This is a genomic window from Arthrobacter sp. T572 (genome assembly GCF_056780115.1).
The window spans coordinates 2,993,533-3,007,241 of sequence record NZ_JBRAZQ010000002.1; the positions used below are offsets into that span (position 1 = coordinate 2,993,533).

The window sequence follows — 13,709 nt, forward strand, 5'->3', positions numbered from 1 at the left end:
AAAAGCTGCCTAGACGGCCTAGACGGCCTTGGCGGATTCGATTGCGGTCAGGACGCGGTCCGTGACCTCGTCGATCCCGCCGATACCGTCCACCTGCGTGAGGATGCCACGCTCGGCGTACTTGGCAACAACGGCCTCGGTCTGCTCGTGGTAAAGGTCCAACCGGTGGCGGATGACGGCCTCGTTGTCGTCTGAGCGTCCGGTTTCCTTGGCACGGCCAAGGAGGCGGCTTACCAGTTCTTCGTCGTCGGCGGTCAGCTGGAGCACGACGTCGAGCTCCTGCTGGCCCTCGGCGAGGATCTGGTCCAGGTAGTCCACTTGGGCGGTGGTACGGGGGTATCCGTCCAAAAGGAAGCCGTTCTCCACATCGCTTTCGCTGAGGCGGTCCCGGACCATCTTGTTGGTCACGCTGTCCGGAACAAAGTCCCCGGCGTCCATGTACTTCTTGGCTTCGATACCCAGCGGGGTCTCGCCCTTGACGTTGGCACGGAAGATGTCGCCGGTGGAGATGGCCACCACGCCCAACCGCTCGGAAATCCGCTCAGCCTGCGTACCCTTACCCGAACCCGGAGGTCCAATGATCAGCATTCTCGTCATCGCAAAAGCCCTTCGTAGTGACGTTGTTGTAGCTGCGCATCAATCTGCTTGACGGTTTCCAGGCCGACGCCCACCATGATCAGGATTGAGGTGCCACCGAACGGGAAGTTCTGGTTGGCGTTGATCAGGACGAGTGCGACCAGCGGAATCAACGCCACGAAGCCCAGGTAGAGGGCTCCAGGCAAAGTGATCCTGGAAAGCACGTACTGCAGGTAGTCCGCGGTCGGTTTACCCGCCCGGATGCCCGGAATGAACCCGCCGTACTTCTTCATGTTGTCCGACACTTCTTCAGGGTTGAAGGTGATGGCCACGTAGAAGTAGGTGAAGAAAACAATCATGGCGAAGTAGAGCGCCATGTAGATGGGATGGTCGCCGCGGGTGAGGTTGTTGTTGATCCATTCAACCCACGGAGCGATCGGCTCCCCTGCCTGCGGCTGGTTGAACTGTGCAATCAGGCCCGGCAGGTACAGCATGGAGGAGGCAAAGATGACGGGCACGACGCCGGCCATGTTCACCTTGATGGGGATGTAGGTGCTGGTGCCGCCAACGGTGCGTCGCCCGATCATGCGCTTGGCATATTGAACGGGAACACGACGCTGCGACTGCTCCACGAAGACCACCAGGGCGACTGTCAGGAGACCGACCGCCAGCACCGTGAAGAAGGTACCCGGTCCCTTGGACTCCCAGATGGAACCGAGCGAACCCGGGAAGCTCGCCGCAATGGACGTGAAGATGAGCAGGGACATGCCGTTGCCCACGCCCTTTTCCGTGACAAGCTCGCCCATCCACATGATGAGGCCCGTACCGGCCGTCAGCGTGATGATGATCAGGATGGTGGCGATGATGCTTTCATCCGGAATGATCGGCAGGTTGCAGCCCGGCAGCAGCTGGCCCGAACGCGCCAACGACACCAGGGTGGTGGCATTCAGGAGGCCCAGGGCGATGGTCAGGTACCGGGTGTACTGCGTCAGCTTGGACTGACCGGAGGAGCCTTCCTCATACAGCTGCTGGAACCGCGGAATGACCACGCGGAGCAACTGCACGATGATGCTCGCCGTGATGTAGGGCATGATGCCCAAGGCAAAAACCGACACCTGCAGCAACGCACCGCCGCTGAACAGGTTCACCAGCTGGTAGATGCCCTGCGAGGTATCACCGTTGATCAAGCATTGCTGGACATTCTGGTAGTTCACACCAGGCGAGGGGATGAAAGCTCCCAAGCGGAAGATTGTGATGATTCCCAGCGTGAACAACAACTTGCGTCGCAAATCGGGCGTCCGAAACGCCCGTCCGAATGCGCTGAGCAAGCGTCCTCCTGAGTTTAAGTACAAGGATGTGAATGGGCTCATTGAAACCCAACAACCGAGTCTAGCTGCTTGTGACGCCGTCGTAATAATCGAGAGTCCACAACCAGCAAAAAAATCCCGGCATACAGGGCCTGTGGCCCCGCATGCCGGGATCTTTATGACTGTGGGCAAACGCCCCACAGACTCTTAGAGAGCCGTGGTGCTTCCGCCTGCAGCAGCGATCTTTTCAGCAGCGCTGGAAGAGAAAGCGTGGGCGGTGACGTCAACCTTGACGGTGATGTCGCCGGTGCCCAGCACCTTGACGGGCTGGTTCTTGCGAACGGCGCCCTTCTCAACCAGGGACTCGACGGTGACAGCGCCACCTTCGGGGAAGAGCTCGTTCAGCTTGTCCAGGTTAACAACCTGGAATTCAACCTTGAACGGGTTCTTGAAGCCGCGCAGCTTCGGCAGGCGCATGTGCAGCGGCAGCTGGCCGCCGGCAAAGCCAGCCTTTACCTGGTAGCGGGCCTTCGTACCCTTGGTACCGCGACCAGCGGTCTTACCCTTGGAGCCTTCACCACGACCCACACGGGTCTTGGCGGTCTTGGCACCCGGGGCGGGACGCAGGTGGTGGACCTTCAGAGCGTTCTGCTTCTCAGCGGTCTCGTTCTCTGCCATTACTTCGCCTCCTCTACATTCACGAGGTGCGGAACCGTGTTGAGCATGCCAACAGTCACGGCGTCAGCGGTACGGACAACGGTGTGTCCGATGCGCTTCAGGCCGAGCGACCGAAGGGTTTCGCGCTGGTTCTGCTTGGCGCCAATGACGCCCTTGATCTGGGTGATCTCCAACTTGGCGTCGGAGGGAGTCAGGTTCTTAGCCATGACTAGACACCTGCCTTCTGGTTCTGGAGCGCACGCACCAGGGCAACCGGAGCGACCTCGTCCAGCGGCAGGCCACGGCGGGCAGCCACGGAAGCGGGCTCTTCGAGCTGCTTCAGGGCGTCAACGGTCGCGTGAACGATGTTGATCGCGTTGGAGGAACCGAGCGACTTGGAGAGGATGTCGTGGATACCCACGCACTCCAATACCGCACGGACCGGACCACCGGCGATAACACCGGTACCGGCGGAAGCCGGACGCAGCAGGACAACGCCTGCAGCAGCCTCACCCTGCACGCGGTGCGGGATGGTGTTGCCAACGCGCGGAACGCGGAAGAAGGACTTCTTGGCCTCTTCAACGCCCTTGGCGATAGCAGCGGGAACTTCCTTGGCCTTGCCGTAGCCGACGCCGACCAGACCGTTGCCGTCACCGACGACCACCAGGGCGGTGAAGCTGAAGCGACGACCACCCTTGACGACCTTGGCAACACGGTTGATGGTTACAACGCGCTCTACGAACTGGCTCTTCTCGGCCTCGCGACCGCCGTCGCGGCCACCACGGCCACCACGGTCGCCGCGGCCCTGGCCACGCTCGCCGCGCTCGCCACGACGGCCGCCGCGGCGGTCCTCGGTAGCGGCAGCGGTCTCAGTTGCTTCAGCAGCTACAGCTTCAGTCACCTGAATGTCCTTTTCGTTGTTTTCAGCGGTCACAGTGCCAGCCCACCTTCACGTGCACCGTCAGCGACGGCGGCGATGCGGCCGTGGTACTTGTTACCGCCACGGTCGAAGACAACAGCTTCGATACCGGCAGCCTTGGCACGCTCGGCAACGAGCTCGCCGACGCGCTTGGCCTTGGCAGTCTTGTCTCCGTCGAATGCGCGCAGGTCAGCTTCCAGGGTGGAAGCCGAAGCCACGGTAACGCCCTTGCTGTCGTCGACAACCTGAACGAACACGTGACGTGCCGAGCGGTTGACGATCAGGCGGGGACGAACAGCGGTACCCGTGATGCGCTTGCGGATACGAAGCTGGCGACGGCTGCGGGCAGCAGACTTGCTCTTGTTCGAACGCTTCTTGTTAATTGCGATGGCCATGGTTTACTTACCAGCCTTTCCGACCTTGCGGCGGATGACCTCGCCGGCGTAACGGACACCCTTGCCCTTGTAGGGATCGGGCTTGCGCAGCTTGCGGATGTTGGCAGCAACTTCGCCAACCTGCTGCTTGTTGATACCCGAAACGGAGAGCTTGGTGGGGCCCTCTACCGCGAAAGTGATGCCTTCCGGAGCAGAGACGTTCACCGGGTGGCTGTAGCCCAGAGCGAACTCCAGGTCAGCACCCTTGGCCTGAACACGGTAACCGGTACCGACGATTTCAAGCTTCTTCTCGTAGCCCTCGGTGACACCCACGATCATGTTGGAGATCAGGGTGCGGGTCAGGCCGTGCAGCGAACGCGAGTTGCGCTCGTCGTTCGGGCGGGTGACCGTCAGGGTGTTCTCTTCCAGGGAAACCTCGATCGGGCTGGCCACAGTGTGGCTCAGCTCGCCCTTGGCGCCCTTGACGCTGATGACGGAGCCATCAAGCTTGACTTCAACGCCGGCGGGAACGGTGATGGGGAGACGTCCAATACGTGACATTATTCTCTTCCTCTCCCGTTACCAGACGTACGCGAGGACTTCGCCGCCCACGCCCTTCTTGCCGGCCTGCTTGTCAGTCAGGAGGCCGGAAGAGGTGGACAGGATTGCGATACCCAGGCCACCCAGCACGTGAGGCAGGTTGGTGGACTTCGCGTAAACGCGGAGACCGGGCTTGGAGATGCGGCGGACACCAGCGATCGAACGCTCGCGGTTCGGACCGAACTTCAGGCTGATGGTCAGCTTCTTGCCAACCTCTGCGTCCTCTTCCTTCCAGTCGGCGATGAAGCCTTCTGCCTTCAGGATGTCGGCGACGCGTGCCTTCAGCTTGCTGTACGGCATGGTGACGGAGTCGTGGTATGCCGAGTTTGCGTTGCGCAGACGCGTAAGCATGTCTGCGACAGGATCTGTCATAGTCATTTGGGCTATAGCCCTTCCTCGTAACGGTTTCCGCGGTGCCGGCTCTTAGGAGCTGGCACGGCCGGACCTTTTACGTAGTTAGTCTTCAGTCTTGAACGGGAAACCAAGCGCCTTGAGCAGCGCGCGGCCTTCGTCGTCGGTCTTGGCAGTGGTGACGACCGTGATGTCCATACCGCGGACGCGGTCGATGGAGTCCTGGTCGATTTCGTGGAACATAACCTGCTCGGTCAGACCGAAGGTGTAGTTGCCGTTGCCATCGAACTGCTTGCCGTTGAGGCCGCGGAAGTCACGGATACGCGGCAGGGCCAGCGATACCAGACGGTCCACGAATTCCCACATGCGGTCTCCACGCAAGGTTGCGTGTGCACCGATCGGCATGCCTTCGCGCAGCTTGAACTGTGCGATCGACTTGCGGGCCTTGGTTACCTGCGGCTTCTGGCCGGTGATCAGGGTGAGGTCGCGGACAGCGCCGTCGATCAGCTTGGAGTCCTTGGCGGCATCTCCAACACCCATGTTCACAACGACCTTCACCAGGCGGGGAACCTGGTTCACGTTCGCGTAGTTGAACTCGTCCTGCAGGGACTTCTTGATGGTCTCTGCGTACTTCGTCTTCAGACGAGGAACGATCTTCACTGGAGTCTCGAGAGTCTCAGTCATCAGATGTCCTTCCCGGTGGCCTTGGACACGCGGATACGAACGGTCTTGGTGCGGCCGTCCTTCTCAACGGTGTCGAGACGGAAACCAACGCGGGTCGGCTTCTTGGTCGACGGGTCAACCAGGGCAACGTTGGACACGTGGATCGGGGCTTCAACAACCTCGATGCCGCCGGTCTTGGTGCCGCGCTGGGACTGACCAACCTTGGTGTGCTTGGTGACGCGGTTGATTCCTTCTACCAGCACGCGGTTGGTGGCGGGGAATACGCGCAGGACCTTGCCCTGCTTGCCGCGGTCGCCGCCGCGTTCCTGCTTGGCGCCGGTGATGACCTGAACGAGGTCACCCTTCTTGATCTTAGCCATGGACTAGAGCACCTCCGGGGCCAGCGAAACGATCTTCATGAACTTCTTGTCGCGAAGTTCACGACCAACCGGGCCGAAGATACGGGTACCGCGGGGGTCACCGTCGTTCTTCAGGATCACAGCTGCGTTCTCGTCAAACTTGATGTAGGAACCATCCGCACGGCGGCGTTCCTTCTTGGTACGAACGATGACGGCCTTGACGACGTCACCCTTCTTTACGTTGCCGCCAGGGATAGCGTCCTTGACGGTTGCGACGATGACGTCGCCAATGCCTGCGTAGCGACGGCCGGATCCACCGAGAACGCGAATGGTAAGGATTTCCTTAGCACCCGTGTTGTCGGCGACCTTCAGTCGCGACTCCTGCTGAATCAATTTTTACTCCTTGCGTCGCGCTGGTTCTCAGACCGAAAACATGCATACGGAATGAGCCTTGCGGAACGGTTGATCGGGGTGTCTCTGGACCTGCCTGGATTTTGCCAGAACAGGCCTAAACGCCCGTGCCACGAGCATCAGCTTCCCTTGCAGGAAAACCCTGCGCGGGGCAGTATGCAGTGGCACGATTGTTTACGAGGTAGTCGATGGCACACAAATGGCGCCATACAAACTCAAAATCTTAGCATGCTTTCGGGCCATACCATAACCGGCCGGGAAAGCGGAAGGGCCCGCGCTCCATACGGAACGCGGACCCTTCCAGTAAACCTGCCGGGCATGCCCGGCGCGGGATTTACTTGGCCTTTTCGAGGATCTCCACCAGGCGGAACCGCTTGGTAGCGGACAGCGGGCGGGTCTCGGCGATCAGAACGAGGTCGCCGATGCCGGCGGTGTTCTGCTCGTCGTGAGCCTTGATCTTCGAAGTGCGGCGAATAACCTTGCCGTACAGAGCGTGCTTCACGCGGTCTTCAACCTCGACAACGATGGTCTTTTCCATCTTGTCGGAGACTACGTAGCCGCGACGCGTCTTACGGTAACCGCGCTGTTCAGCGCTGGCTGCTGCTTCCGTCACGTTTTCCTTCTCGCTCACTTGGCGTCCTCTCCAGCTTCAACCTCGGCAGTTTCAGCCTTGGCAGCCTTCTTGGACTTCTTTTCTTCCTTGGCTTCCACAACCGGTGCGGCAACCTCGGCACGAATGCCCAGCTCGCGCTCACGAAGCACGGTGTAGATGCGTGCGATGTCCTTCTTTACCGCGCGCAGACGACCGTGGTTCTCCAGCTGGCCGGTGGCGGACTGGAAACGCAGGTTGAACAGCTCTTCCTTGGACTTGCGGAGTTCTTCAACGAGACGCTCGTTGTCGAAACCGTCCAGCTGTGCGGGTGCGAGATCCTTCGACCCTACTGCCATTTCTATTCACCACCTTCGCGACGCACAATGCGTGCCTTCAACGGGAGCTTGTGGATTGCCAGGCGCAGTGCCTCGCGAGCTACCTCTTCATTGACACCGGAGAGTTCGAACAGAACCCGGCCCGGCTTGACGTTTGCGACCCACCACTCCGGGGAACCCTTACCGGAACCCATACGGGTTTCAGCAGGCTTCTTGGTCAGCGGACGGTCCGGGTAGATGTTGATCCAGACCTTACCGCCACGCTTGATGTGGCGGGTCATCGCGATACGGGCGGATTCGATCTGACGGTTGGTAACGTATGCCGGGCTCAGTGCCTGGATACCGTACTCACCGAAGGTGACCTTGGTGCCGCCCGTAGCAGCGCCGGAACGACCCGGGTGGTGCTGCTTACGGTGCTTGACTCGACGTGGGATAAGCATTTAAGCCTGTCCTCCTTCTGCTGCAGGAGCAGCAGCTTCAGCGGCCGGTGCTTCAATGGCAGCAGGTGCTGCCTCAGCTGCCGGACGGTCGTTACGACGACGGCGGTCGCCACCCGGGCGGCCCGGACGGTCTCCACCACGGCCACGGGACGGAGCAGCAGCTGCCTGCTGGGCCAGTTCCTTGGCGGTGACGTCACCCTTGTAGATCCAAACCTTCACACCGATGCGGCCGAAGGTCGTCTTGGCTTCGTAGAAGCCGTAATCGATGTTCGCGCGGAGGGTGTGCAGGGGCACACGGCCTTCGCGGTAGAACTCCGAACGGGACATTTCTGCCCCGCCCAGACGGCCCGAGCAAGCAACACGGATACCCTTGGCACCCGCACGCTGTGCGGACTGCATGGCCTTCTTCATCGCACGGCGGAAAGCCACGCGGGAAGTCAGCTGCTCAGCGATGCCCTGGGCAACCAGCTGTGCTTCGATCTCGGGGTTCTTGACCTCGAGGATGTTCAGCTGTACCTGCTTGCCGGTGAGCTTTTCGAGCTCGCCGCGGATGCGGTCTGCCTCGGCGCCGCGGCGGCCGATAACGATGCCCGGACGTGCCGTGTGGATGTCCACGCGGACGCGGTCGCGGGTGCGCTCGATCTCAACCTTGGCGATGCCTGCGCGCTCCATGCCCGTGGACATGAGCTGACGGATCTTGATGTCCTCGCGGACAAAGTCCTTGTAGCGCTGGCCCGGCTTGTTGCTGTCAGCGAACCAGTGCGAAACGTGGTCGCTGGTGATGCCGAGTCGGAACCCGTGCGGGTTTACTTTCTGTCCCACTTAGCGAGCCTCCTCTTTCTCCGGGGTTGCGACGACCACGGTGATGTGGCTGGTCCGCTTCTTGATGCGGTATGCGCGGCCCTGGGCACGCGGCTGGAACCGCTTCATGGTGGGGCCCTCATCAACGAATGCTTCGCTGATGAAGAGGTCGGTCTCGTCGAATGCAACGCCGTCGCGGTCCGCGAGGACACGTGCGTTGGCCATTGCCGACTGAAGTACCTTGAAGACCGGCTCCGAAGCTGCCTGCGGGGCAAACTTCAGAATTGCCAGAGCCTCATTCGCTTGCTTGCCACGAACAAGGTTGACGACGCGCCGGGCCTTCATAGGCGTTACGCGGATGTGACGCGCAATTGCCTTGGCTTCCATTGCTTTCCTTCTCTCGTCTAAGACGTAAAGCCAGGCGCCTAGCGGCGCTTGCCCTTACGGTCGTCCTTAACATGGCCGCGGAATGTCCGCGTCGGAGCGAATTCGCCGAGCTTGTGCCCGACCATCGACTCAGTGACAAACACCGGAATGTGCTTGCGTCCGTCGTGTACGGCGATCGTGTGTCCGAGCATGTCGGGGATGATCATCGAACGGCGGGACCAGGTCTTGATGACGTTCTTGGTGCCCTTCTCGTTTTCCCGTGCGACCTTCACAAAGAGGTGCTGGTCAACGAAAGGACCTTTTTTCAGGCTGCGTGGCATGTGTCCAGGCTCCTATCGCTTGTTCTTGCCAGTACGGCGGCGACGAACAATAAGCTTGTCGCTCTCTTTGTTCGGACGGCGGGTGCGGCCCTCGGGCTTGCCGTTGGGGTTGACGGGGTGACGGCCACCGGAGGTCTTGCCTTCACCACCACCGTGCGGGTGGTCAACCGGGTTCATGGCTACACCACGGACGGTCGGGCGGACGCCCTTCCAGCGCATACGGCCGGCCTTGCCCCAGTTGATGTTCGACTGCTCGGCGTTGCCGACCTCGCCGACGGTTGCGCGGCAGCGCACGTCAACGTTGCGGATTTCGCCGGAGGGCAGGCGCAGCTGTGCAAAGCGGCCTTCCTTGGCGACGAGCTGGACCGAAGCACCTGCGGAGCGGGCCATCTTGGCGCCGCCACCCGGACGCAGTTCAACTGCGTGGATCACGGTACCGACGGGGATGTTGCGCAGCGGCAGGTTGTTGCCCGGCTTGATGTCAGCGTCGGGACCGGCCTCGACGAAGTCACCCTGGGACAGCTTGTTCGGAGCGATGATGTAACGCTTGGTGCCATCAACGTAGTGCAGGAGGGCGATGCGAGCCGTACGGTTCGGATCGTACTCGATTTCGGCAACGCGGGCGTTGATGCCGTCCTTGTCGTGACGACGGAAGTCGATCAGACGGTACTGGCGCTTGTGTCCACCACCCTTGTGGCGGGTGGTGATCTTACCGGTGTTGTTACGGCCGCCGGTCTTGTGCAGCGGACGCAGCAACGACTTTTCCGGAGTCGACCGCGTGATTTCAGCGAAGTCGGCTACGCTCGAGCCGCGACGGCCCGGGGTAGTCGGCTTGTATTTACGGATTCCCATAATTTATTTCCTCGTTAAAGTGGTCTCCGCTACGCGAGCGGACCGCCGAAGATGTCGATAGTGCCTTCTTTGAGGGTGACAATCGCACGCTTGGTGCTCTTGCGCTGTCCCCAGCCGAATTTGGTGCGCTTGCGCTTACCGGCACGGTTGATGGTGTTGATCGATTCGACCTTGACGGAGAAGATCTTCTCCACGGCCAGCTTGATCTCGGTCTTGTTCGAGCGAGGATCCACCAGGAAGGTGTACTTGCCTTCGTCGATCAGACCGTAGCTCTTTTCCGAAACGACGGGTGCAAGCACGACGTCGCGCGGATCCTTGATGGTGGTTACGCTCACTTGGAGGCCTCCTCGTTCTTTGCCTTGTCAGCGACGAACGCATCGAAAGCAGCCTTGGTGAAGACCACGTCGTCGGAGATCAGCACATCGTAGGTGTTCAGCTGGTCTGCGTACAGAACGTGAACATCTGCGAGGTTGCGCACGGACAGTGCAGCAACGTCGTTGGCGCGCTCGATAACAACGAGCAGGTTCTTGCGCTCGGAAACTGCACGCAGCGACGCCAGGGCTTCCTTGGAGGACGGCTTGGTGCCGGCAACCAGGGACTCGAGGACGTGGATGCGGCCGTTGCGGGCGCGGTCAGACAGGGCGCCGCGGAGTGCAGCAGCCTTCATCTTCTTGGGGGTGCGCTGCGTGTAGTCGCGCGGGGTCGGACCGTGGACAATGCCACCGCCGGTCATGTGCGGTGCACGGATGGAGCCCTGGCGGGCGCGGCCCGTGCCCTTCTGCTTGAACGGCTTGCGGCCGGCACCGGAAACTTCGGCGCGGGTCTTGGTCTTGTGGGTACCCTGGCGGGCAGCAGCGAGCTGGGCGACGACGACCTGGTGCAGCAGCGGCACGTTGGTCTGGACGTCGAAGATCTCTGCAGGCAGGTCTACCTTGACAGTGCTAGTCATTGAACTAGGCTCCCTTCACGGCGGAACGTACGAGTACGACCTGGCCGCGGGCACCGGGGACGGCACCCTTGATAAGGAGCAGCGACTTCTCAACGTCAACAGCGTGAACCGTGAGGTTCAGCGTGGTGTGACGAACGGCGCCCATGCGGCCGGCCATTTTCAGACCCTTGAAGACGCGGCTCGGGGTGGATGCGCCACCGATGGAGCCAGGCTTACGGTGGTTCTTGTGGGCACCGTGGGAGGCGCCAACGCCGGAGAAGCCGTGACGCTTCATAACACCGGCAAAGCCCTTACCCTTGGTGGTGCCAACGACGTCGATCTTCTGGCCGGCTTCGAAGATCTCAACAGAGAGCTCCTGGCCCAGCTCGTAGGATGCGGCGTCTGCGGTACGCAGTTCGACCACGTGGCGGCGAGGAGTTACGCCGGCCTTCTCGAAGTGACCAGCCAGCGGCTTGGTGACCTTGCGGGGGTCGATCTGGCCGTAGCCGATCTGGACGGCGACGTAGCCATCGGACTCCGCATTGCGGAGCTGGGTGATGACGTTGGAGTCAGCCTGGACGACAGTTACCGGGATGAGCTTGTTGTTCTCGTCCCAGACCTGGGTCATGCCGAGCTTCGTGCCCAACAGGCCCTTTACGTTACGGGTTGCGGTCATAGTCTCTCAGCACCTCCCTAGAGCTTGATTTCGATGTTCACGTCAGCCGGCAGGTCGAGACGCATGAGCGAGTCAACAGCCTTCGGCGTGGGGTCGATGATGTCGATCAGACGCTTGTGAGTACGCATTTCGAAGTGCTCACGGCTGTCCTTGTACTTGTGCGGAGAGCGGATAACGCAGTAAACGTTCTTCTCCGTGGGCAGCGGCACCGGGCCGACTACCGTTGCGCCTGCGCGCGTGACCGTCTCAACGATCTTCCGCGCTGAAACATCAATGACCTCGTGGTCATATGACTTCAGCCGGATGCGGATTTTTTGTCCCGCCATGTCGCCTGACTCTCTTTCAGCTAGTGCTGCTCTAGTTAGGGCTGCTCTGTTTACTTACCTGTTGTGTGGCCGCCGAAGCGTTTGAGGTAATACCACCACTCGCCGCACAAGCTGAATCCGGAATACTCCGGGTTCCTCAACCTGCCGGCGCACCGACCCCCGCGGTCGGGCGTGTCGCGATTTTCACGCAAACTCGACCGCAATCCATGGGGTTCAGGGTTATGTTTGGGCTTCAGCCTGGACCCTGGCACCCGGCATTATCCGGATCGGGACGCGAAGAAGCGCTTGAACAACTCATCCAGTATGCCGGAATTATCAAGCAAAGGCCAATCGGGGCTGCCGGAGCCATTGCCAGCCCCGCCACCGGCTGTGGATGATGGAGCATGACAGTCCAGGATACGGGTTCGGTGGAAGATCTGGCCGCCCGGCTCCGCCCGGGATTCACCCTTGGCGTCGCTTCGGCCGCGTTTCAGATCGAAGGTGCACTGACGGCCGACGGACGGGGCCCTTCGGGTTGGGACGCGTTCGCGGAAAAGCCCGGAACAATCGTCGACGGCGGATCCCCCGCCATTGCGTGCGACCACTACAACAGGGCCGATGAGGACATTGCCCTGATGCAGGAACTCGGTGTCGACTCCTACCGCTTCTCATTATCCTGGCCCCGGATCCAACCGGACGGGCAAGGCGCCGTCAATCAACGCGGGCTGGACTTCTACGACCGCCTGCTGGATAAACTCCTTGCCGCCGGCATCTCCCCCATGGTGACTCTCTACCACTGGGATACTCCCTTGCCGCTGGAACATGCGGGCGGGTGGATGAACCGGGATACAGCTGAGCGACTTGCCGCCTACGCCGCCGTGGCAGCGGAGCATTTCGGCGACCGGGTGGATTCCTGGGTCACGGTCAACGAGCCGGTCTCCGTCACCCTGCAGGGCTACGCGCTGGGTGCCCATGCCCCCGGGCTCCGGTTGCTCTTCGACTGCCTTCCCGCCGCCCACCACCAACTCCTGGGGCACGGCCTGGCAGTGCAGGCCCTCAGGGCTGCCGGGGTCAAGGGCCGGATCGGACTGTCCAATATGCACTCCCCCGTCCGATCGGCCGGCAACCGGCTTTCGGACCGCCTCATGGCCGAAGCCCTGGACCTGATCCTGAACCGGATCTATGCCGATGCGGTACTCCTTGGGCAATACCCCAAACCGTCGCTTCCGCTGTGGCCCTGGTTCCGATCACTGGGCCCGGTGCTGGACGGCGACCTGGAAACAATCAGCCAGCCCTTGGACTTCTACGGCTTGAACTATTACTACCCCATCAAGGTTGCTTCCGGCCGCGGTCCCGCGGAGATTCCCACCGGCCAGGCCGAGGAGATGGTCAACGTCCCCTTCCACCTGGCGGCTTATCAGGAATATGAGACCACAGGATTCGGCTGGCCGGAGGCACCGGAACAGCTGGCGATACTGCTGCAGGAAATGACCGAGCGTTACGGCGATGCCTTGCCTCCCGTGTACATCACGGAGGGCGGCGCAAGCTTCCCGGAGCCTTCGCATGTGGACGGACCGGTGCAGGACACCGATCGGATCAGCTACCTGGCAGAGCACCTTGGCCATGCATTGACGGCAACGGGGCCGGGCGGTCCCGCCGAGGGCATGGATCTTCGGGGATATTACGTATGGACGCTCATGGACAACTTTGAGTGGGCCGCCGGGTACTCCCAGCGGTTCGGGCTTGTCCATGTTGACTTCGAAACCCTGGAGCGCACGCCCAAGGAGTCTTATTACTGGTATAGATCCTTGGGACGCGCACGCCGGCACCAGCCCTAGCCCGGCCGGGTTAAAACA

The 13,709-nt window shown here is 61.3% G+C and carries 23 protein-coding genes; 1 reads left to right on the forward strand and 22 read right to left on the reverse strand.

The genetic code is table 11. From position 1 onward, the window contains the following. Positions 1-18: 18 nt before the first annotated feature. From ACUYMZ_RS15050 to rpsJ, 22 genes are all read right to left on the reverse strand, one after another. A complete protein-coding gene (locus ACUYMZ_RS15050; RefSeq protein ID WP_426007591.1) occupies positions 19-588 on the reverse strand; it encodes an adenylate kinase in 570 nt (189 codons plus the stop codon). Positions 589-593: 5 nt separating this feature from the next. Beyond that, positions 594-1,904: a preprotein translocase subunit SecY gene (secY, locus tag ACUYMZ_RS15055; RefSeq protein WP_426003631.1), complete on the reverse strand. Its 1,311-nt coding sequence runs from the start codon at positions 1,902-1,904 to the stop codon at positions 594-596. Between the two features lie 186 nt (positions 1,905-2,090). After that, a complete protein-coding gene (gene rplO / locus ACUYMZ_RS15060) occupies positions 2,091-2,561 on the reverse strand; it encodes a 50S ribosomal protein L15 (RefSeq protein ID WP_426003632.1) in 471 nt (156 codons plus the stop codon). Further along, positions 2,561-2,767 (reverse strand): 50S ribosomal protein L30, encoded by a 207-nt coding sequence (gene rpmD, locus ACUYMZ_RS15065; protein ID WP_115790334.1) that lies wholly within the window; start codon positions 2,765-2,767, stop codon positions 2,561-2,563. The genes rplO and rpmD overlap by 1 nt, the downstream gene beginning before the upstream one ends. A 2-nt stretch (positions 2,768-2,769) precedes the next feature. Then, positions 2,770-3,441, reverse strand: coding sequence for a 30S ribosomal protein S5 (rpsE, locus tag ACUYMZ_RS15070; protein ID WP_426003633.1), 672 nt, complete (start codon positions 3,439-3,441; stop codon positions 2,770-2,772). A 29-nt stretch (positions 3,442-3,470) separates the two neighbouring features. Continuing rightward, positions 3,471-3,854 (reverse strand): 50S ribosomal protein L18, encoded by a 384-nt coding sequence (rplR, locus tag ACUYMZ_RS15075; protein WP_397325847.1) that lies wholly within the window; start codon positions 3,852-3,854, stop codon positions 3,471-3,473. A 3-nt stretch (positions 3,855-3,857) separates the two neighbouring features. After that, entirely contained in the window at positions 3,858-4,394 is a 537-nt protein-coding gene (gene rplF / locus ACUYMZ_RS15080) for a 50S ribosomal protein L6 (RefSeq protein WP_426003635.1), read from the reverse strand. An 18-nt stretch (positions 4,395-4,412) separates the two neighbouring features. Beyond that, positions 4,413-4,811, reverse strand: coding sequence for a 30S ribosomal protein S8 (rpsH, locus tag ACUYMZ_RS15085; protein ID WP_426003636.1), 399 nt, complete (start codon positions 4,809-4,811; stop codon positions 4,413-4,415). Positions 4,812-4,889: 78 nt separating this feature from the next. Beyond that, complete coding sequence (gene rplE / locus ACUYMZ_RS15090) at positions 4,890-5,468, reverse strand: 50S ribosomal protein L5 (protein ID WP_426003637.1); 579 nt, start codon at positions 5,466-5,468, stop codon at positions 4,890-4,892. After that, positions 5,468-5,827: a 50S ribosomal protein L24 gene (gene rplX, locus ACUYMZ_RS15095; RefSeq protein WP_347108073.1), complete on the reverse strand. Its 360-nt coding sequence runs from the start codon at positions 5,825-5,827 to the stop codon at positions 5,468-5,470. Before rplX ends, rplE begins: the two co-directional genes overlap by 1 nt. A 3-nt stretch (positions 5,828-5,830) precedes the next feature. Continuing rightward, entirely contained in the window at positions 5,831-6,199 is a 369-nt protein-coding gene (rplN, locus tag ACUYMZ_RS15100; protein WP_003803789.1) for a 50S ribosomal protein L14, read from the reverse strand. A 352-nt stretch (positions 6,200-6,551) separates the two neighbouring features. Beyond that, positions 6,552-6,848: a 30S ribosomal protein S17 gene (gene rpsQ / locus ACUYMZ_RS15105; RefSeq protein ID WP_144659419.1), complete on the reverse strand. Its 297-nt coding sequence runs from the start codon at positions 6,846-6,848 to the stop codon at positions 6,552-6,554. Continuing rightward, on the reverse strand, positions 6,845-7,165 hold the full coding sequence (gene rpmC, locus ACUYMZ_RS15110) for a 50S ribosomal protein L29 (RefSeq protein WP_021472413.1): 321 nt from the start codon (positions 7,163-7,165) through the stop codon (positions 6,845-6,847). The genes rpsQ and rpmC overlap by 4 nt, the downstream gene beginning before the upstream one ends. Before the next feature lie 2 nt (positions 7,166-7,167). Beyond that, on the reverse strand, positions 7,168-7,584 hold the full coding sequence (gene rplP, locus ACUYMZ_RS15115) for a 50S ribosomal protein L16 (RefSeq protein WP_021472412.1): 417 nt from the start codon (positions 7,582-7,584) through the stop codon (positions 7,168-7,170). Further along, a complete protein-coding gene (gene rpsC / locus ACUYMZ_RS15120) occupies positions 7,585-8,406 on the reverse strand; it encodes a 30S ribosomal protein S3 (protein WP_481604193.1) in 822 nt (273 codons plus the stop codon). Next, positions 8,407-8,772 (reverse strand): 50S ribosomal protein L22, encoded by a 366-nt coding sequence (gene rplV, locus ACUYMZ_RS15125; RefSeq protein ID WP_426003639.1) that lies wholly within the window; start codon positions 8,770-8,772, stop codon positions 8,407-8,409. It lies immediately after the preceding gene. A gap of 38 nt (positions 8,773-8,810) precedes the next feature. Next, positions 8,811-9,092, reverse strand: coding sequence for a 30S ribosomal protein S19 (gene rpsS, locus ACUYMZ_RS15130; protein WP_003803803.1), 282 nt, complete (start codon positions 9,090-9,092; stop codon positions 8,811-8,813). A 12-nt stretch (positions 9,093-9,104) separates the two neighbouring features. Beyond that, the gene (rplB, locus tag ACUYMZ_RS15135) at positions 9,105-9,944 is read right to left on the reverse strand and encodes a 50S ribosomal protein L2 (protein WP_021472409.1); all 840 of its coding nucleotides are present in this window, start codon (positions 9,942-9,944) and stop codon (positions 9,105-9,107) included. A gap of 29 nt (positions 9,945-9,973) precedes the next feature. Next, complete coding sequence (gene rplW / locus ACUYMZ_RS15140) at positions 9,974-10,279, reverse strand: 50S ribosomal protein L23 (RefSeq protein ID WP_021472408.1); 306 nt, start codon at positions 10,277-10,279, stop codon at positions 9,974-9,976. Further along, positions 10,276-10,893 carry a 50S ribosomal protein L4 gene (gene rplD, locus ACUYMZ_RS15145; RefSeq protein WP_426003640.1) on the reverse strand — a complete coding sequence of 206 codons (618 nt, stop codon included), beginning with the start codon at positions 10,891-10,893 and terminating at the stop codon, positions 10,276-10,278. Before rplD ends, rplW begins: the two co-directional genes overlap by 4 nt. A gap of 4 nt (positions 10,894-10,897) precedes the next feature. Continuing rightward, positions 10,898-11,548: a 50S ribosomal protein L3 gene (gene rplC, locus ACUYMZ_RS15150; RefSeq protein WP_426003641.1), complete on the reverse strand. Its 651-nt coding sequence runs from the start codon at positions 11,546-11,548 to the stop codon at positions 10,898-10,900. 17 nt (positions 11,549-11,565) lie between these two features. Beyond that, positions 11,566-11,874 (reverse strand): 30S ribosomal protein S10, encoded by a 309-nt coding sequence (rpsJ, locus tag ACUYMZ_RS15155; RefSeq protein WP_003803825.1) that lies wholly within the window; start codon positions 11,872-11,874, stop codon positions 11,566-11,568. Between the two features lie 383 nt (positions 11,875-12,257). On the opposite strand from rpsJ, the gene ACUYMZ_RS15160 reads away from it, so the two are divergent. Then, positions 12,258-13,691: a GH1 family beta-glucosidase gene (locus tag ACUYMZ_RS15160; RefSeq protein ID WP_481604200.1), complete on the forward strand. Its 1,434-nt coding sequence runs from the start codon at positions 12,258-12,260 to the stop codon at positions 13,689-13,691. The last annotated feature ends 18 nt before the right edge of the window (positions 13,692-13,709 follow it).